Raw genomic sequence first — 18,366 nt, 5'->3', positions numbered from 1 at the left:
CCTCGTATGACAGCATGAGTAAATGCTCAGGTTCATCGTGAGAGTCCTTATCAATGCGCTCGCTCTGTGGGTGGCAGCGTGGTTACTTCCCGGCATAGAACTGGGTGCTGAAGCCAGCTCTGAGGTGTCCGGCAACGGCACCGTGACAAGTGTTGTGTCCTATCTCTTCGTGGGTCTGGTGTTCGGTCTGGTCAATGCGCTCGTTCGGCCGGTGGTTTCGCTTCTCTCGCTTCCGCTGACGATCATCACCCTCGGCCTGTTCACGATCATCATCAACGCGGGCATGCTCATGCTGGCCTCGTGGCTTACCTCGCTCACCCCGATTGATTTCGTCGTCGATGACTTCTTCTGGACCGCCATACTGGGAGCGATCATCATCAGTTCGGTCTCACTTGTGGCCGGGACGATCGCCGGCACGAGGCGCTGAGCCTTCCCTCATCCGGGGTTCGCTGACAGGCTCCTTCGGTGAAGCCGGCTGCGCGCCGGTGAACGGTGAACGGGTCAGCTGGAAGACGTGTCGCTTGGCAACCCCTCCCGCCACAACAGTGCCGAGAGCAGCCGTGACCGGAGCGATGGACGGGTGAGAGCTCAGGTCCACGGCCTGCGCACCCTGCCGGTAACTGTCGATTTTGTGCGCGCCTTCCCCGTGCTTCAGCTGGTGGTCGAGCACCACCGACACCTGGTTGGGCCTGTCCGCGACGGGAACCAGATTGAGAGCCGGAATGTGATCCTTCTCGTGAGCCAGGTGAAGGAAGGTGGTCCCCGTCGGCACGTCCTCCTCAGCAATGGGTGAGCCTGCCGTCAGAACAAATTCAACCGAGTAGTGGTCTCCCACTCGCCCGCTGTTCGCCAGATTCACAGCATGCATTCCTCCCTGGCTGTAACCGACAAGCACTACATGGGCGCCTTCCTCGGCACCAACTTCCTCAAGCGCGCTCGCGACAGCAGCACCCACGTATTCGCTGTCAGCCAACTTCGCTTCAACGACTCCCCCCGGACCGAAGGGAAGTTCGGGACTCCGCATCTCCGTCCCCGGAATGACCACGACATACGTCGGTTCAGATTTTCCTTGCACTTCCAGGACTTCGAAGGCAGACCCGGGCTCAGCTGCGGCATGAGGAACCTGCGACAGCAAACCCTCGACCGATCCTTGCAACACGACCGAATCGCTCCCCGTCCGCTGCAGGGTCAGCGGCGTTGATGCGTACGGTGCGGAGGGAAGAAGCTGGGCGGCTGCGTGGCTTAGGTGGTCCCTCGTGGCGATTTCAGCCAACTCATAAGCCAGCCGGCTCCTTCTGATTCTGCCTGCTGTTTCCTCCAAGTTGGAGCTGCCCTCTGCGAGCTTTTGAAGGACCGTCTGAATCTCCTCCGCGGCAGAAGCGCCAAGTGCAACGGGCATACCGGGTGACATGAGGTCATTGCCCATTCGTGCGACCGACAGCCCCAACTCCACCTGTTTGATATCCCTCCACACTCCCTCCAGGTCCTTGGCTGCGTCAGTGACGATCCGCGCGCCGGCTTCCAGCTCCTCCCACTGGAATCGGATGCCGCCCACCCCTCCGATCACCTTGGCAACGCCGTCGACATCGGGCGGGTTGTGAACCGGTGCAAGGTTGTGCCCCGCGGTCATACCTGGGAGCCGTTCAGAACCAACTGCAGTGCGCTTCCGTAGGCGTCCATCGATACCGCAGCCTCCCGCAGGCGGGCAGTTGTCACAACGAGGGAGGTGGTGCGCTCCCCAAGCAATGACCGGAAGTTACGGCCGGCCGGAGACTCCCAATCGAGGTGTTCTGCTGCCCTCAGCCGTCTCAGCACCAGGTCAATCGCTTCCGCCTGCACGCGTAACTGTCTCGCCAAGTCGCGAACCACCTCCGAAGGCTCCTGCTCATGAGCGAGCCCCGACGTCGGGCTCCGATACATGCCTTCCCCTCCTTGAGTTTGATGTACTGCCCAAAACGGTAGGTTCAGCCGGACTGCCTCCGACCACCGCCCAGGCGGTATGTGGACATCTCGCCTGCATCCGGCCGTTGTGGAGGGTCGTCACGCATGGGGCGGAAGTCCCCGCTCATGGAATGATTGGCTACATGCCGCACACTCCTTCATCCCGGGTCACCCTTGCGTCCGTTTCAATCCACCAGGGAGACAGCCAGGTCCCCATCGCACTGGGACCGCTTGACGGACGGTACCGTCCAGCCGTTGCTCCGCTGGTCGACTATCTCTCCGAGGCGGCGCTGAACCGGGACCGCGTGCACGTGGAGGTGGAGTGGCTGATTCACCTCACCCGCAAGAGCGTGCTGCCGGGCGCAGCTCCGCTCACCGGCGAACAGGAAGCAGCCCTGCGGGAAATCGTCAGCACGTTCGACGGAAGTGCAGTCAGTGAACTTGCGGAGATCGAGCGGGTCACCGTCCATGACGTCAAGGCCGTGGAATACTTCATCGGGAGCCGACTCGAAGGCATCGGCATCGCCCGCCTCAAGCCGCTGGTCCACTTCGGGTGCACCTCGGAGGACATCAACAACCTGTCCTACGCGCTCGGTGTAAAAGGCGCGGTGGAAGAAATCTGGCTTCCGGCCGCAGCCTCCCTCGTGCAGCAGGTCAAAGCGATGGCTGAGGAATCCCGGTCCGTCCCGATGCTCTCGCGCACCCATGGGCAACCGGCGACCCCCACCACTCTGGGCAAGGAATTGGCGGTTGTGGCGCACCGTCTGGAGCGGCAGCTTGAGCGCATCCGCCGCACCGAGTACCTGGGCAAGATCAATGGTGCTACCGGTACGTTCTCCGCACACGTTGCCTCGGCACCCGAAGCCGACTGGCAGAGCATCGCCCGGGAATTTGTGGAGGGACTGGGCCTGACCTGGAACCCCCTCACCACCCAGATCGAGTCCCACGACTGGCAGGCGGAGCTGTACGCCGACGTCGCGCGGTTCAACCGCATCCTCCACAACTTCTGCACAGACGTGTGGAGTTACATCTCGATAGGATACTTCGCGCAGGTGCCGGTTGCGGGAGCCACCGGGTCCTCGACCATGCCGCACAAGGTGAACCCCATCCGGTTCGAGAACGCCGAAGCCAACCTGGAAATTTCCTGCTCGCTCCTTGATGTCCTGGCGTCCACCCTTGTGACCTCCCGGTGGCAGCGTGACCTGACCGACTCCTCGTCCCAACGGAACATCGGTGTGGCCTTCGGCCATTCCCTGCTGGCAATCTCCAATGTGGCGAAGGGCCTTGAGCGATTGGATGTCGCGGAATCGGTCCTGGCCGCGGACCTCGACACCAACTGGGAGGTACTGGGTGAAGCAATCCAGATGGTGATGCGGGCAGAGGCAATCGCCGGGACCCCCGGCATGGAAGACCCCTACGAGCGGTTGAAGGACCTCACGCGCGGGCAGCGCGTGGATGCGGAGCGGATGCGTGAGTTCGTGCTTGGGCTCGGTCTCTCCGCTGAAGCACAGGAACGCCTACTGGCACTGACCCCGGGAACCTACACAGGCATCGCGGATGCCCTCGTGGATCACCTCCGCTAAACAGTCTTACTCAGGGATAGGGGCCGGCGATGGCGGGGGTGTTGATCGGCTTTGCCATCGTGGGCGTGGTCATTTTTGTCGGCTATCTTGCCGGGAGGTACGAACTTGCAGGACGCGACGCCGGCCAGGTACTCAGCCGGACGGCGTTCTTCATCACCAACCCGGCACTGCTCTTCACCATCCTCGCGACGGCTGACCTGCAGGCCGTGTTCTCGGCTTACGCGCCGGTCGCCCTGCTGGCCTCGGTGGCCTCTGCCCTGCTCTACGTCCTGCTGAGCCGGCTTTGGTTCCGGCGGAGGGCAGCAGAAACGGCGGTCGGCGCGATGACCGGGTCATTCGTCAATGCAAATAACATCGGCATCCCCATAGCCGTCTACGCCCTCGGAGATGCCACGCCCGTAGCGCCTGTCCTCCTGGTGCAGCTGCTCATCCTCGTTCCCTTCTACCTCGCGTTTCTGGACATTTCCTCGGGTGGCAAGGCGTCCTTCGCCCGAATCGCCAGCCAACCGGTGCGAAACCCGATGATCATCGCGTCCATCCTCGGGGTGCTGGTTGCGCTTACCGGTTTGGACATTCCGGAGCCGGTCTATGAACCGCTCGTCCTCCTCGGCGGAGCGGCAGTGCCGCTGGTCCTGCTCGCGTTCGGTATGTCCCTGCGTGGAAGCCGCCCCCTCGGGGCGCCGGGAGTACGGACCGAAGTCATCGTGGCTACGCTCATCAAAACCGCGTTCATGCCGGTCATCACCTACGTGCTGGCCCGCTTCGCCTTCGGCCTGGAGGACGAGCTGCTCTTCGGGGCAGTCGTCATGTCCGCCCTGCCCACCGCACAGAACACGTTCCTCTTCGCCAGCCGCTACAACCGCGGAGTCCCGATCGCGCGCGACGTAGTGGTGCTGACCTCCGCGCTGGCGGTCCCCTCGCTCATCATCGTGACCGCGCTACTGGCGTAAGGCCAGCTCCGTCGTCGTCTTTTCGTGGCTGTCCCAGCGCCGCAGTGTGGTGAGCAGGAGCTGTCCGTTGAGGGCAGGTAAAAGGTCAGTTGCCTGGGCGACCTGGCCCGCGTCCATTCCCCGAGCAAGCGTGATGTGCGGTACCCACCGGTCCGGCACACAGTTTCCGGCAACACCCGGAATGTCCATGAGGGTGTCATGCACTGCCCTATGCAGTTCCAGAAGTGCGCCGCTCACGACGCCGAGGCGCGCCAGCACCTGCCCGCGCCCGGTTCGAAAAAGCACGAGCCCCGCGATGTGGATGGGCAGCGGCAACGCCTGGGCGATTGAGGCCAGCGCGGTGTCGTGCTCGCCCGGGATGCGTGGAGCGGCCAGCAGGGTGATGTGAGGGCGGTTTGACGCGGCGGTGTGGCTGGCCTGTGAGGGCAGGCCGGCACGCCTGAGCGCGTCCCAGTCGGAGAGGAGGTGCTCCTCCCCGGGATCATCGAGGAGGAGCTCCACGCTGTCCATGGTTAGTGCGGATTCTGCCGGTAGTCACCGACACCCATTGAGCCGTCTTCCTCCACCGTGCCCGTCCGGGGATCGTACTGCGGTCGCTGATAGGCCAACTCGCCCCCGCTGCGTCCCCCGAAAGGCCTGCCGTGGTCGGCATACTCCTCGCGGAAGAAGGCGAGGCACCAGCCGCCAAGCTGCACGCGCGCGCCGGTCCTCAGGATCGATGGCCCGTCAGGCTTGACGCTGCCGCGCACCGGTCCGTGAGGGATCAGGACGTACTCGTCGTCGGCGTTGTGTTCCACTGTCGCATGAACGGGTTCCAGCCCGTCGAGCACCAGATCCGCCTCCGGTGAACCGCCGATGACCAGCTTCTCCCCGACCAGGTTCACCTCCCGCGGAATCTGGCCGTTCCAGGTGTCGGAATCCTGAACAAAGATGAGCCGTGGCCGTCCGCTGCCCGGCGTGTGGTGGGTGGTGGTCACCACCCGTCGGATGCGGCGGTTCACGGTGGGCACCAGGGGAAACGGGGTCGACGGCGGCAGCAGCGGCGCGCTCGATCCCTGCTGCCAGTTCGCTCCCCTGATGAGGGGCGCCAGCGCCGCGATGGATCCCGCGCGGATATGCGGCGATCGCGTCATGAGGCGCTGAGCCATGGAGGTTTCCACCTTCCCGATACTGACCAGCCTTCCGCTGGGCCCGGCGATCGTCACCGTCAAACCCTGGTCTGCAAGGCCCGCTGCCAGTTGCCGCACGCCGGCCAGTGAGGGGAAACCCCGGCCGCCTCCTGCTGCAGCTGGATCGTCACAGTAGATGGTGACCTCTGAGCCGGCGGCACTCACGGTGCCGTTGAGCGCCTGCGGCGTGCCGTCGTCGTCGTTCTGGTAACGGGACAGGGTCAGGTCGATGTCCAGACGGACACGCGGTGCCACGATCAGCGCCGGTGGGTGTCGGAACCCGGCGCGTCGTTGTCACTTGTGGTGACCCGCACGGTGCCGTTCAACTTCCAGGTTGCGCGCGGCGCATCCGGTCCGATGTCCCGGGGGACCTCGATGGTCATATCGATGAAGCTGTAGTTGACGGCTGCGCCTTTACCGGTGAGATAGGACCACATCTCCTCAGCGAGGTCGGCCCAGTCGCGGATACTGCGGTTGTTTTCAACAGAGGTGTTCTCAGACATGGCGAATTCCTGTACTTATTCGACTCTGTCCGGCGCCCTCTACCCGCCTGACCTGACAACCCTGAGCCTAATCGTTCCACCCCCCGCTGTGAACCCGTTCGCCGGGACCGTCTCCGTCAAGCCAGCCACCTCTGCGCCTCAAGGGAAAGCTCCTCGCGGCGGGCATCATCCATGCGATCCAGCAACCGCACGCTCATGCTGGACCGCGGGTTCCTGATCAGCAGCTCACGGTAATCGGCGACGAACTGCCAATACAGCGCGTTCCACACCGATTCCCACCCTCCCGGCCGCAGATCACTCATCTTCCGCAGGTAATTGCTGCCGCTGACGTAGGGCTTGGTGATGATGGCGTTTCCTGCAGCGAACTGGCTCATCGCGTATACATTGGGCACCATGACCCAGTCGTAGGCGTCGATGAACATGGTCATGAACCACTCGTACACGTCATCGGGATGCAGGCGGAGCAGTAGTGCGGCGTTCCCAAGCACCATCAGCCGCTCGATATGGTGGGCGTAACCGGTGGCGAGGACGCGGCGGATGACGGTGTCCACCGGTTCAATCCCCGTACTGCCGTCATACCAGGAGCGCTCCATCCGCCGGGACACCCCAAGATAATTGCTGCCTCTTACGCGCCTGCCATGCACGACGTACGAAGCCCGCATGTATTCACGCCACCCGATGATCTGGCGGATGAACCCCTCAACGCTGGCGATCGGCGTGCCGTGCCGCTCCGCGAAATCAAGAACAATGTCGACGACGTCGGCCGGCTTCAGCAGCCCGGTGTTCAGACTGGAGCTGAGCGCGGAGTGGAAGAGGAAGGACTGATTCTCCGCTATGGCGTCCTCGTAGGGTCCGAACAGCTCGAAGCGCTCGGTCAGGAAGGTCTCCAGGGCGTCGGCGGCGTCATGGTGCGTGACCGGCCAGTTGAACCCGTCGGCACTGCCGGGATTGTCGGGGAAGGCCGTGCGCACCCAACTGCGGGCGGAGGTGACGCCGTCGTCGTTCGCGTGGTTGAAGGTGGGGAGGGCAGGGACCATCAGCTTCTTCGGCAGTTTCTTCCGGTTGTCCGTGTCAAAGCTCCACCGGCCGCCGGTCGGTCCGCCGTCGGCGTCAAGGAGGATGCCCAGCCGCTTCCTTTGCCATTCGTAGAAGTTCTGCATCCGCCAGCCGCTGTGGGTGAAGTACTGACTCAGGTCCGCCCTGGTGCACAGGAACGCCGGCGTGTCCTCGACAGTTGCCTCGATCGATAATCGTCGGAGAGTCCGGGTGAGACGTTGCGACAGCCAGTCGTCGACGACGTCGTAATAGCTGCAGGACGTCGCACCGATCCGCTCCAGCACCTCTGCGAGCGCCGCCTGGCTGGACCCGGAAGCATCCGTCTCCACATACTCGACTGCTCGCCCGGATTCCCGGAGACGCCGCGCGAATGCGCGCATGCTCGCCCGGTGCAGGACCAGCTTCTGCACATGGAACCGGTACTGGCGGAAGAAGAGGTCGTCCTCCACCAGGATGAAGCGCCGCGAGGCCGGGGCGGCGAGGTGCTCCTCGAAAAGCTGGTGCGGAAAGATCAGCTGGGCGTGCATGTGCACACAGTAGTACCACTGTCGGGAACGGCTACCGTAACGGGGCGCCCCAGCTGTACCTGTGCCTCACGGCACCCCGTCAGTTGCCCGTCCAGACATAGAACTTCTCCGGCCTGCCCGCCGCCCCGTACTTCGGGACAATCCGGGCGTTGCCCTTTGTCACGAGATATTCGAGATACCTGCGGGCGCTCACCCTGGCGAGGCCCAGTTGTGCCGCCACCTCGGACGCGGAGAAGCCGACGCCGGACGAGCGGAGCGCACCAACCACGGCCTCGAGGGTGGGCTGGGAGAGGCCCTTGGGCAGCGTGGCGGTCAGGACGGCCGGCGAAACGCCGGAGCCGACTCCGCGCGGCGCCGTCGCAAGCAGGCGGTCGATGTGCTCCTGATTGAGAGGGCCGGCTGAGATCGAGCTGTGTTCCACAATGTTCGCGCGGTGGCGGACGTAGTCGTCCAGGCGCTGCATCAGGACCTTCGAATTGAAGGGCTTCACGAGGTAATGCAGCACTCCGCCCGCCATTGCGGCACGGACCGTTTCCAGTTCCCTGGCGGCGGTGATCGCGATGATGTCCACCGGATCCCCGGGCAGGTTGCGAGCGGCACGGAGTACCTCGATGCCGGACATATCGGGCAGGTGGATGTCGAGCAGCATCAGTTCCGGCCTCAGCTCCCGGACCATCTCGAGCGCCTCGCCCCCTGACTTCGCTACGCCGACGACGTCGAACCCTCCGTGCGCGAGGAGGAACCCTGAGTGCACACCGGCGATCTCGTGATCGTCGTCGACGACCAGCGTACGAATGAGGTTCACGGGGTCAGCACCCCGTGGGACCCCTGCCGCTGTGCCCCGTCGAACGGAGCAGACACTGGGCCGAGGGTCACAAGGACGTGGGCTCCGCCCAGCACCGACTCGTCGACCGTCACCGATCCTGCACGGCGCTCCGCCACTCTCTGCACCAGTGCGAGGCCGAACCCGCGTGACGCGGCCCCCGCGGACTCCTTGGTGGAAAACCCGGAGGTGAAGACCTGCGCCCGAAGACTTTCGGGGATGCCGGGGCCGTCATCGGACACTGCGATGATGCAGCCCTTGGCGTGAGAGGTCAGTTCGACGTGAATGGTTCCGTTGGAGCCCACTGCGTCAACCGCGTTGTCGATGAGATTGCCGAGTACCGTCACCGGATCAGTGGTGCCGTCTGGTTCGAAAGTTGACGATTCATCGACGATCAGTGAAATGCCCTTCTCCGCGCAGATTGTGGTTTTGGCCATCAGAAGGCTAGCGGTATCCGGGTCGCTGACGCCCGGTGACACATCACCGGATACCACCGAGCCGCCGTGGCCGGATCGGGAAATGAAGTCGACCGCCTTCTCCGTACGGCCAAGCTCCAGAAGACCTGAGATAACATGCATCTTGTTGGCGAACTCGTGCGCCTGGCTGCGAAGCGCCTGCGTGACATCCCGTGCGCCGTCGAGATCCAGCAGGAGCTGGTGCAGTTCCGTGCGGTCGCGCAACACCAGGACGCTGCCGACCCGCCGCCCATCGACGACGGCGTCACTTGAGCGGGCGAGCAGCACCCGTTCTCCCACAAGGACGGTTTCATCGGCATCACCGGCGGCTCCGAACATCTGCGCCAGAGCCGGTTCGAGTACGGAGTCGGCAGGGCTGCCGATCGCTTCATCCCCAAGGTCGAGCAATCGCTTTGCCTCGTCATTGAGCACGGCCAACCGTCCACGTTCGTCGACCGCCACTACCCCTTCGCCGATTCCGTGAAGCATTGCATCACGGGTTTCGAGGAGCACAGCGATTTCCTCAGGTTCCAGGCGGTAGATACGGCGCCAGATGAGCCGGGAAATCCAGATTGAACCGGCGGTTCCGACGAGCGCGGCCGCCACCAGCCAGGCGAGCAGCACGGGCAGGTCCTCCTGCAGGTCGGCGGCGAGCGTCGATTCCAGCGTGCCGACGGAGGCGGTGCCGATGACGGAGCCATCCGCACCGCGGATGGGCACCTTCACGCGCCAGGACTCCCCAAGCGTTCCGGTCTGGGTGCCGATGAACGTTTCACCCGAAAGTGGTACGGAGGGATCAGTGGATACCATGCGGCCGATCATGTCCGGATTCGGGTGGGAGTAGCGTATGCCGACGTCGTCTGTCACCACGACGTAGGTGACTCCCGTGGCCTGTGTGGTGAGCTCAGCAATCGGCTGGATGACCGCGCTGGGGTCCTCGTCGTCGAACGCGTCGACGACGGATGGCAGTTGTGCGATGGACTGGGCCACGCCGACCATGCGGCCCTGGTAGGCGTCGCGGATCTGCTGCTCCTGCATCCGCACGGCCACCGTTCCCGCGACCAGGACGATGATCAGCACAATCAGCAACTGCAGGAAGAACAGTTGTGATCTAAGCGACATTGACCGGATCATGCTTTCATTCTCCCACGATCGGGTGTAGTGACCCCCGCCTCCAGTGTGACCACAAAGACCACTACGCACGTTGTGACCGCATTATTTCCGTCACACCTGCCCGAACCTACGATGAACCGGAAACGTGTGGTGAGGCGCATCACACTTGAGGAAGGAAAAATCCATGAAGCTCGAAAGCACAATGAGGCGCTTGTCGACTGTAGGCGTCATCGGCGCATCGGTTCTTGCCCTGTCCGCCTGCGGCAGCACGTCCGGCGGAGGAGAGGCAGAGGCAGGCATCGACCGCCTCAACATCATCGTTCCTGCTGACCCGGGCGGCGGCTGGGACCAGACCGGCCGCGCGATGCAGAAGGATCTCCAGGAGAACGACCTCGTGGGCAACGCATCGGTCGTCAACGTGGGCGGCGCCGGCGGCACCAATGGGCTCGCCCAGCTTGCCACCGAGCAGAACCCGGACACGCTGATGGTCATGGGCTACGTCATGGTTGGCGCGGTCGAGACCAACGCTGCCCAGACCCGCATTGAGGACACCACACCCATTGCACGGCTGACGGAGGAGCCTCTGGTCGTCGTCGTACCGGCGGACTCACCTTTCCAGACCATCGATGACCTCCTTTCCGCGATCGAGAAGGACGGCCAGGGAGTTTCCATCACCGGCGGTTCAGCTGGCGGCGCGGATCACATCCTCGCGGGTCAGATGCTGAAGGAAGCCGGCATCAGCCCCGACAACCTCAACTACATCCCGTACTCCGGCGGCGGTGAATCCCTCGCGGCGCTGCTCGGCAACAAGGTGTCCGCAGGCATCTCCGGTGTCGGCGAGTACGCCGAGCAGGTCAAGGCGGGCGAATTGCGCGCGCTGGCCGTTTCGGGCGAGGAGCCCGCTACCCAGCTGCCCGACGTTCCGACCCTGACGGATGAGGGCGTCGACCTCGTGCTGACCAACTGGCGCGGCGTCGTGGCACCGGGCAACATCGATGAGGCCAAGGCCGCCGAGCTCACCGAACTCGTGACCGAGATGGCGGAAACGGAAGCCTGGAAGACCACGCTGGAAACGAACGCCTGGTCCGACGCCTTCCTCGCCGGTGAGGAATTCGAGGCCTTCCTGACCGAAGACATCGCAGCCGTCAAGACCACGCTCACCGAGATCGGTCTGCTGTAACAGCGATGAGCACTTCACTCAACGGGACGTCGGGAGGGCGCGGTACCAACGCCGCGCCCTCCCGGCCCGTCGGCGAACTGGTCTTCGCCGGACTCATCGTCTGCATCGGCATTGTCGGTTTCGTTGCCGGCGCCGGCATTCCGATCCCACCATCGGCCGGCGTCGTCGGCCCCCGGGTCTTCCCCTACCTCGTCTCGGGGATCATGGTGGCGATCGGGATCGGCCTGATCATCCAGCTGCTCCGCGGTCACACCGGCGCAGCCGAGGAAGGCGAGGACATTGATCCCGACGTCAAGACCGACTGGCTGACCGTCGGCAAGCTCGTCGGCTTCCTTGCTGTTCACATCGCGCTCATCGTCCCCCTCGGCTGGCCAGTCGCGGCAGCGGTGCTGTTCTTCGGATCTGCCTGGTCGCTCGGTGCGAAGCCGTGGTGGCGCAACGCAATCATCGCGATCGTTCTTGCGCTGATCCTTCAGTTCGTGTTCGCGGGACTCCTGGGAGTCTCGCTGCCGCCGGGATTCCTCCTGGAAGGGGTGGAGATCTTCAATGGATAACTTCCTCGCGCTGATGGAAGGCTTCAGCGTCGCGATGCAGCCAATCTACCTGCTGTACGCGTTGGGCGGCGTGCTCGTCGGCACCGCCGTCGGCGTCCTGCCGGGCATCGGCCCCGCCATGACCGTGGCGTTGCTCATGCCGATCACCTACAGCCTGGACCCGACGGCGGCGATCATCGTCTTCGCGGGCATCTACTACGGCGGCATGTACGGCGGTTCAACAACTTCCATCCTCCTGAACACTCCCGGTGAATCGGCGTCCATTGTCACGGCCCTCGAGGGCAACAAGATGGCGAAGGCCGGCCGGGGTGCGGCGGCGCTGGCGACGGCGGCAATCGGCTCCTTCATCGCCGGCACGGTAGCCACTGTGCTGCTGAGCTTCGTTGCACCCTACGTCGCGGAATTCGCCGTCCAGATCGGCCCCACCGAATACGTGGCGCTGATGATTGTCGCGTTCCTGACTGTCGGCGCGCTCCTGGGTTCCTCGGTACTGCGTGGCCTCGCGTCGCTTGGGCTTGGTCTCTTCATCGCCCTGATCGGCGTCGATGCACTCACCGCACAGCAGCGGTACACCTTCGGGAACCCGTTCCTTGCGGACGGTATCGACGTGGTGCTCGTTGCAGTGGCGCTCTTCGCCGTGGGCGAGGCGCTGTACGTGGCCTCCCGGCTCCGTCACGGTCCCGTGAAGGTCATCCCGGTGGCCGGACGCTGGACGAGCTGGATGCGCAAGGAGGACTGGAAGCGTTCGTGGAAGCCGTGGCTTCGCGGCACCTTCATCGGTTTCCCGGTGGGAACCATCCCCGCCGGCGGCGCCGACGTCGCGACATTCCTTTCCTACGCCTCCGAGCGGAAACTCGCGAAGGGTGAGCGGCGGAAGCAGTTCGGCAAGGGAGCGATCGAGGGTGTCGCCGGTCCTGAGTCGGCCAACAACGCAGCCGCAGCCGGCGTCCTCGTCCCGCTGCTGACCCTCGGCATTCCGACGACGGCAACCGCCGCCATGATGCTCGTCGCTTTCCAGCGTTACAACATCCAGCCCGGACCCCTCCTGTTCGAGGTTGAGGGCGCACTGGTGTGGGCGCTGATCGCGAGTCTGTACGTAGGCAACCTGATGCTGTTGGTCCTGAACCTGCCGCTCGTCGGCATCTGGGTGAAGATCCTGCAGATTCCCCGGCCCTACCTCTACTCCGGAATCCTCGTGTTCGCCGCGATGGGCGCCTTCTCGGTGAACTTCACTCCGGTGGATGTGTTCGTGCTGCTCGTGGTCGGCGTTCTGGGGTTCTTCATGCGCCGCTACGGCTACCCGATTGCCCCACTGGTGGTCGGCATCATTCTCGGCCCGATCTTCGAGGACCAGCTGCGACGCTCGCTGGCCATCTCGCAGGGTGATCCGATTGCCCTGGTGAGCACGCCGATAGCTGCGACGATCTACATTGTCCTGATCGTCATCTTCGCCCTTTCCTTCTGGCTCAAGAAGCGCCAGAAAGCCATGGAGTCCGAGGTGGTCGACCCCACACCGGTAGCAGTCGTTGAACAGAAAGAAGGCGGAAAATGAGTGCCGTAGTGCTGGGTTACGTCCCGAACGCGTTGGGCGACGCCGCAGCGAACGCTGCGGTGCGCGAAGCCCGTCAGCGTGGAGCGAAGCTGGTGGTGGTCAATACCACTCGTGCCGACCGCCTCGTGGATCCGGCCTTCGCCGACGACGACGACATGTCACGCCTGCAGGTCACGCTCCAGGAATCCGGTGTGGACTTCACCGTCCATCACGGCACCTCCAAGGACACCGCGGCCGAGGACGTGCTCGAGGCGGCAGAACGCAATGCGGCTGAACTGATCGTCATCGGGCTGCGTCACCGCACTCCTGTCGGCAAGCTCATCATGGGATCGACCGCACAGTCGATCCTGCTCGGCGCGGCGTGCAACGTGCTGGCCGTGAAGGGCTGAGCATTCCCCGGCTCGTGACGTGCAGGTCTGACCGCGTACGCAGAGGGGCCCCCGGTGTGTCCTGACCGACATGCCGGGGGCCTCCTTACTGCCCGCTTGTGAGGCGGCGTCGTTGCCTGCGGGACTGCGTTGTTGCTTGGGAGACAGGGTTCGCTAGACGCTGGCCCGCTCGGCGAGGATGCCGTCGATCTGGCCCATCGCCTGCTTCATGCCCTCTTCCATGCCCATCTCAAGCATCTGCTGGAGCTGGTCGGCGCTCTCGAAGCTCGATGTGACGGTCATCCGGGTGCGGCCGGCCTCCACCTCCTGCAGGGTGACAACGGCATGGGTCTCGCCCATCGCGTCCACCGGCGCTCCCGACTCGTCCGCGAAGCCGTCGTCAAATTCAAGGCGGCTGGGCGCTTCCACGGCGGTGAACTTCCACCAGCCCCTGCTGACCTCACCTTCGGGACCGGTCATGTAGTAGCTCGCCGAACCTCCCTGGCGGAAGTCATGCTTCTCGAACGTGGCCGGCCAGGTGGGCGGACCCCACCAGCGCTCGAGCTGGCGGGGATCTTCCCAGATCTGCCAGACGCGTCCGACGGCGGCGTCGAACTCCGCGACGAGCGTGAAGCTGAGAGCCTCAAGGTCCCTGTCGGTGCTGATGATGCCCATGATGTTGCCCTTTCCTGAGTTGGCTTCTAGTCCTCTGCGAGGATGTCTGTTATCCGGTCGACCCGCTGACGCCAGATCTTTTCGTACTCGTCCAGCAGTTGACGGGCTCTCCTGATGGCTTCCGGGTTAGCCCGCACGATTTGCTCCCTTCCACGTTTCTCCTTGGTGACCAACGCTGCGCGCTCGAGCACCGCTACGTGTTTCTGTACTGCCGCGAAGCTCATGGCGTAGTGGGCAGCCAGGGCCGAAACGGAATGCTCCTCGCCGATGGCACGGACCACAATGCTGCGGCGGGTGCTGTCCGCGAGAGCGTGGAACAAGAGGTCCACTTCGGAATCTGAAAGCTGATCTACAACCATTTGGTTGTAGATTACGCCCGGGCTGTGACCTCGTCAAGAAGTATGTCGACGGCGGTTCAGAGCACCGTGTAGCGGGTCTGCACCGCGCCGCCGTCGAAGGTCTTCACGTCGTCAAGCCGCAGGCGCACATCGGAGGGCACCGCACCGAAGAGCGGCTTGCCTTCACCGATGAGTATCGGGAGCCGCGTGAGCGTGAGGGTGCTGATCATGCCGGCAGCCAGGAAAGAGCGCACAGTCCTGCCGCCGTCGACATAGACGTTACGGGCGCCGTCGTCGTCAAGCATTGCGGTGACTTCCTCGAGGGAACGCGCGACACGGATACGCGGGTCCTCTGCCTGCAGGGTCGTACTCAGCACGAACACAGGGGTTTCACCGTAGAACCATTCGCCCATCCCCCGGACCACGTCATACGTGCTTCTTCCCATGACCAGGTGGTCGACCGAAGCCATGAACTCGTTGAAGCCCGAGTCGCTGGGGTCGTCAGCCCCGCCGGCGGATTCGCCCATCAGCCAGTCGAGGCTGTCGTCAGCCCTGGCGATCATGCCGTCGACGCTCATTCCAATGAATACATGCCCGGACCACTCCCGCTGAGTCATGGCAGCATCGTAGACCAGGGCCAGGCAATCGGGACCCTGTAATTCCGGAAATCAGCCCTTCCGCTGCGCCTGTGCACCCTCGCGGACGATCAAGTCCACGATCGCGAGAACATCCTGCAGCTCCTCGCCGCTTTGTTTCTCGGAGCTCGCACCCGCGAAAAAGGCGGCGTCGTAATACAGACCGTCGCCGAGCAGCTTCACTGCGCGCGCGACACCGCGACTGCCGAGCTCCGCCTCAAGCGCCCCGAGCCACTGCTCCTGAATGAGCGTGAAGGTGGCCTGCGCCTTGGCGTGTCCCTGCTGGGCCAGGCGGGCCATCGCAATCAGGGCCCGGTCCAAGGGGCTGTTTTCATACATCGAGGTGCGGACGTAATAGCGCGCGGGCCCCTCCGGATCGGCGGCCATCGCCTCCCGGTCTCGTGCGACAAGTCCGACAAGCCGGTCGGCCAGTCCATCGACCAAGGCTTCCTTGGACCGGAAGTGATAGAGCAGGCCGCCCTTGGAAACGTCGGCGGCAGCAGCCACCGATTCCATCGTGGCGCTGCGCTCACCTTCGCTGATGAGGATGTGTTCGAAGCTGTCGAGAATGCGCTCGCGGGCAGTTGCCATGACGTTCATCATACTGAACCCTGGGAGCTTTACTGTACCGGCTGGACGGTATAGCGTGGAACCCATGACCCAGTACACCCCTGCCTCGACGGTTGCTTCCCCAACGGTCGAATCCCCTCATGCCGGACGCCGGGAGTGGCTTGCCCTTGCCGCGCTCATGCTGCCGGTCCTGCTGGTGGCCGTGGACAATACCGTATTGAGCTTCGCCATGCCGGAGATCTCGCTGGCCTTCAATACGAGCGGTACAACCCTGCTATGGATCATCGACAGCTACCCGTTGGTTCTGGCCGGCCTGCTGGTCGCGATGGGCAGCTTCGGTGATCGATTCGGACGTCGCCGCCTCCTCATGATCGGCGCGACCGGCTTTGCGGTGTTCTCGGTAGCTGCGGCCTTTGCGCCGACAGCCGAACTGCTCGTGGCGGCCCGCGTGGGGCTGGGTGTCTTCGGCGCAATGCTGATGCCCTCGACGCTTTCCCTGATCCGCAACATCTTCCTCGACCGCAACCAGCGGCGCCTTGCCGTTGCGGTGTGGGCCGCGGGCTTCTCTGCCGGTGCAGCGCTGGGACCGCTTGTCGGTGGTGTCCTGCTCGAGCACTTCTGGTGGGGATCGGTCTTCCTGCTTGCTGTCCCCGTTCTGATGGTCCTGCTCGCAGTCACCCCGCTGCTGGTGCCCGAGTCTGCTGACCCCAACCCCGGACGGGTGGACTACGTCAGTATCGCGCTGTCCATCGGCACCATGCTGCCCATCGTCTTTGCCATCAAGTCATTCGCCAAAGATGGGTTCACTGCGGTAGCGGCTGCCGCCGTCGTCGTTGGTTTTGCAGCCGGCGTCACCTTCGTGCGGCGGCAGCTGAAGCGCGGAAATCCGATGCTGGATGTGCGGCTCTTCACCGTCCGGCCTTTTACGGGCGCTGTCCTGGTGAATCTGCTCGCGATCTTCTCGCTGGTTGGCTTCCTCTACTTTGTTTCTCAGCATCTGCAGCTGGTCGTGGGACTCAGCCCGCTGGACGCCGGCATAGTGCTGATGCCCGGCCTCATCACAACGATCATCGCGGGGCTCACAGTGGTTCCCGTGGTCCGCCATATTTCGCCGCACGTGGTCGTCCCGACCGCGCTGCTGCTCTCCGCGAGCGCCTACGTGCTGGTGGCGGTCGCGAGCCAGGACGGATCGGTGGGACTGCTGCTCGCAGCCTTCGTCCTGCTCGGCGCCGGAGTGGGGGCATCGGAGACGGTATCCAATGACCTCATCCTGTCCAGCGTGCCCGCCGCGAAGGCCGGAGCCGCGTCAGCGATTTCCGAGACGGCCTACGAAGTAGGCTCCGTCTTCGGCACGGCGCTCCTTGGCAGCGTCCTGCTGGCTTCTTACCAGGAGCACCTCGTGCTTCCCGCCGGCCTCACCGCCGCACAGGGCACGACGGCGGCAGAGACGCTGGGCGGCGCGATCAACGTTGCGTCGGAACTGCCCGCCGGCTCCGGGTCTGCCCTGCTTGAGTCCGCATTCCACGCGTTCGACAGCGGCGTCGTGATTACCTCCGGCATCGGCGCTGCGCTCATGGTTGCGGCCGCCGGACTGGCTTTCTGGAGCCTTCGCAAGCCGTCCGCATAATGCTCATACAGCAGGACACGCCCCTTATGCCGCGGGATAAGGGGCGTGTCCTGACCATTGATGGAGGTTTACGCGGAGGGGTCCAAGGCTCCGCTGCAGGCCGCACCGGGCTCGCGGGTCTGCTCGCCCTGAACGTACTTCGCAAGGAAGGCGACGAGGCGCTCGTCGTCAGCCGAATCGACACCGAGCTGTAAGCCCCAGGCGCTGGCCATGACCGGAGATTCCTGACCCTCGTACGGGCTGAGAAGAACGTAGCTGCGGTCGCCGACCAGCTCGGTCAGGGCGTCGATCTCCGACTGCGCGAGGTCCGGCTGGTAGGTGATCCAGACGGCACCGTGCTCCAGGGAGTGGACCGTGTTCTCGTTCGGAATCGGCTCGGTGTAGATGCCGCAGTTGGTCCAGAGAGCGTTGTGGTCGCCTCCAACGGGAGGAGCCTGCTCGTACTCGACCGGCCCGGGGACATGCTCGAACGAGCTCACCTCGATGGTCTCAACACCCTCGATATCCTGTTCAGCGAGCGCGTCCAGGCGGTCATTCTCCCGGACCTGCTGCACGATCACGATCGTTACGGCCACGATGATCGCCACGATCACCAGAGCAATACCGCCGAAAATCAGGCTGTTCCGCTTCCGTTCGCTGGCCCGCTGCTGTGACTGGATTGCAGCCAACCGCGCCTGGCGGTCCGCATTCTCCTGAGCTCGCTTCTTGTTCAACGCGCTGATTCCTTCTGTTCTTTCAAGGGGTTCG

The 18,366-nt window shown here is 64.1% G+C and carries 21 protein-coding genes; 8 read left to right on the top strand and 13 right to left on the bottom strand.

Annotated elements, in window-relative coordinates:
- Positions 1 to 22 precede the first annotated feature (22 nt).
- A complete protein-coding gene (locus tag AC5RU3_RS10040) occupies positions 23 to 427 on the top strand; it encodes a phage holin family protein (RefSeq protein WP_493965418.1) in 405 nt (134 codons plus the stop codon).
- On the opposite strand, the gene AC5RU3_RS10035 is transcribed toward AC5RU3_RS10040, so the two are convergent.
- Positions 389 to 1,630 (bottom strand): hypothetical protein, encoded by a 1,242-nt coding sequence (locus AC5RU3_RS10035; RefSeq protein WP_493965417.1) that lies wholly within the window; start codon positions 1,628 to 1,630, stop codon positions 389 to 391. The genes AC5RU3_RS10040 and AC5RU3_RS10035 overlap by 39 nt on opposite strands.
- Positions 1,627 to 1,920, bottom strand: coding sequence for an SgrR family transcriptional regulator (locus AC5RU3_RS10030; protein ID WP_309124165.1), 294 nt, complete (start codon positions 1,918 to 1,920; stop codon positions 1,627 to 1,629). The genes AC5RU3_RS10035 and AC5RU3_RS10030 overlap by 4 nt, the downstream gene beginning before the upstream one ends.
- 164 nt (positions 1,921 to 2,084) lie before the next feature.
- Here AC5RU3_RS10030 and purB point away from each other — a divergent pair, with 164 nt between their 5' ends.
- Positions 2,085 to 3,524 (top strand): adenylosuccinate lyase, encoded by a 1,440-nt coding sequence (gene purB, locus AC5RU3_RS10025; RefSeq protein WP_493965416.1) that lies wholly within the window; start codon positions 2,085 to 2,087, stop codon positions 3,522 to 3,524.
- 29 nt (positions 3,525 to 3,553) lie between these two features.
- A complete protein-coding gene (locus AC5RU3_RS10020; protein WP_493965415.1) occupies positions 3,554 to 4,474 on the top strand; it encodes an AEC family transporter in 921 nt (306 codons plus the stop codon).
- Here the strand turns inward: AC5RU3_RS10020 and AC5RU3_RS10015 are convergent.
- The 6 genes from AC5RU3_RS10015 to AC5RU3_RS09990 form a co-directional block, all read right to left on the bottom strand.
- Positions 4,463 to 4,984, bottom strand: coding sequence for a 2'-5' RNA ligase family protein (locus tag AC5RU3_RS10015; protein ID WP_493965414.1), 522 nt, complete (start codon positions 4,982 to 4,984; stop codon positions 4,463 to 4,465). The two genes, AC5RU3_RS10020 and AC5RU3_RS10015, sit on opposite strands and share 12 nt — an antisense overlap.
- Positions 4,985 to 4,986: 2 nt before the next feature.
- Complete coding sequence (locus tag AC5RU3_RS10010) at positions 4,987 to 5,898, bottom strand: FHA domain-containing protein (RefSeq protein WP_493965413.1); 912 nt, start codon at positions 5,896 to 5,898, stop codon at positions 4,987 to 4,989.
- 2 nt (positions 5,899 to 5,900) lie between these two features.
- On the bottom strand, positions 5,901 to 6,146 hold the full coding sequence (locus AC5RU3_RS10005) for a hypothetical protein (protein ID WP_309071026.1): 246 nt from the start codon (positions 6,144 to 6,146) through the stop codon (positions 5,901 to 5,903).
- A 116-nt stretch (positions 6,147 to 6,262) separates the two neighbouring features.
- On the bottom strand, positions 6,263 to 7,729 hold the full coding sequence (locus AC5RU3_RS10000) for a cryptochrome/photolyase family protein (protein ID WP_493965412.1): 1,467 nt from the start codon (positions 7,727 to 7,729) through the stop codon (positions 6,263 to 6,265).
- 79 nt (positions 7,730 to 7,808) lie between these two features.
- Positions 7,809 to 8,534 carry a response regulator gene (locus AC5RU3_RS09995; protein WP_493965411.1) on the bottom strand — a complete coding sequence of 242 codons (726 nt, stop codon included), beginning with the start codon at positions 8,532 to 8,534 and terminating at the stop codon, positions 7,809 to 7,811.
- Complete coding sequence (locus AC5RU3_RS09990) at positions 8,531 to 10,129, bottom strand: sensor histidine kinase (protein WP_458116049.1); 1,599 nt, start codon at positions 10,127 to 10,129, stop codon at positions 8,531 to 8,533. Before AC5RU3_RS09990 ends, AC5RU3_RS09995 begins: the two co-directional genes overlap by 4 nt.
- Positions 10,130 to 10,304: 175 nt before the next feature.
- On the opposite strand from AC5RU3_RS09990, the gene AC5RU3_RS09985 reads away from it, so the two are divergent.
- Genes AC5RU3_RS09985 through AC5RU3_RS09970 form a run of 4 tightly spaced genes read left to right on the top strand, consistent with a single transcriptional unit; the run spans position 10,305 to position 13,795 of the window.
- Positions 10,305 to 11,300 (top strand): Bug family tripartite tricarboxylate transporter substrate binding protein, encoded by a 996-nt coding sequence (locus tag AC5RU3_RS09985; protein WP_493965410.1) that lies wholly within the window; start codon positions 10,305 to 10,307, stop codon positions 11,298 to 11,300.
- A 5-nt stretch (positions 11,301 to 11,305) separates the two neighbouring features.
- Positions 11,306 to 11,854, top strand: a complete 549-nt coding sequence (locus AC5RU3_RS09980; protein ID WP_309071031.1) for a tripartite tricarboxylate transporter TctB family protein — start codon at positions 11,306 to 11,308, stop codon at positions 11,852 to 11,854.
- Positions 11,847 to 13,406, top strand: coding sequence for a tripartite tricarboxylate transporter permease (locus tag AC5RU3_RS09975; protein WP_309071032.1), 1,560 nt, complete (start codon positions 11,847 to 11,849; stop codon positions 13,404 to 13,406). Before AC5RU3_RS09980 ends, AC5RU3_RS09975 begins: the two co-directional genes overlap by 8 nt.
- Entirely contained in the window at positions 13,403 to 13,795 is a 393-nt protein-coding gene (locus AC5RU3_RS09970) for a universal stress protein (protein WP_309071033.1), read from the top strand. The genes AC5RU3_RS09975 and AC5RU3_RS09970 overlap by 4 nt, the downstream gene beginning before the upstream one ends.
- A 153-nt stretch (positions 13,796 to 13,948) precedes the next feature.
- Here the strand turns inward: AC5RU3_RS09970 and AC5RU3_RS09965 are convergent, their stop codons facing one another.
- Genes AC5RU3_RS09965 through AC5RU3_RS09950 form a run of 4 tightly spaced genes read right to left on the bottom strand, consistent with a single transcriptional unit; the run spans position 13,949 to position 16,013 of the window.
- Positions 13,949 to 14,449, bottom strand: a complete 501-nt coding sequence (locus AC5RU3_RS09965) for an SRPBCC family protein (RefSeq protein ID WP_309071034.1) — start codon at positions 14,447 to 14,449, stop codon at positions 13,949 to 13,951.
- 26 nt (positions 14,450 to 14,475) lie between these two features.
- A complete protein-coding gene (locus AC5RU3_RS09960; protein WP_493965409.1) occupies positions 14,476 to 14,808 on the bottom strand; it encodes an ArsR/SmtB family transcription factor in 333 nt (110 codons plus the stop codon).
- Between the two features lie 56 nt (positions 14,809 to 14,864).
- A complete protein-coding gene (locus tag AC5RU3_RS09955) occupies positions 14,865 to 15,404 on the bottom strand; it encodes a dihydrofolate reductase family protein (protein WP_309123960.1) in 540 nt (179 codons plus the stop codon).
- A 51-nt stretch (positions 15,405 to 15,455) separates the two neighbouring features.
- A complete protein-coding gene (locus AC5RU3_RS09950) occupies positions 15,456 to 16,013 on the bottom strand; it encodes a TetR/AcrR family transcriptional regulator (RefSeq protein WP_309071037.1) in 558 nt (185 codons plus the stop codon).
- Positions 16,014 to 16,077: 64 nt separating this feature from the next.
- Between AC5RU3_RS09950 and AC5RU3_RS09945 the strand changes: the two genes are divergently transcribed.
- On the top strand, positions 16,078 to 17,619 hold the full coding sequence (locus tag AC5RU3_RS09945; RefSeq protein WP_309123959.1) for an MFS transporter: 1,542 nt from the start codon (positions 16,078 to 16,080) through the stop codon (positions 17,617 to 17,619).
- Positions 17,620 to 17,687: 68 nt separating this feature from the next.
- Here AC5RU3_RS09945 and AC5RU3_RS09940 read toward each other — a convergent pair whose 3' ends face one another.
- Complete coding sequence (locus AC5RU3_RS09940) at positions 17,688 to 18,332, bottom strand: thioredoxin-like domain-containing protein (RefSeq protein ID WP_309072436.1); 645 nt, start codon at positions 18,330 to 18,332, stop codon at positions 17,688 to 17,690.
- Positions 18,333 to 18,366 lie beyond the last annotated feature (34 nt).

It is taken from the genome of Arthrobacter sp. MDB1-55 (genome assembly GCF_059092925.1).
Note: the sequence above shows the minus strand (reverse complement) of the source record. Positions and strands in the feature narration are given on the sequence as shown.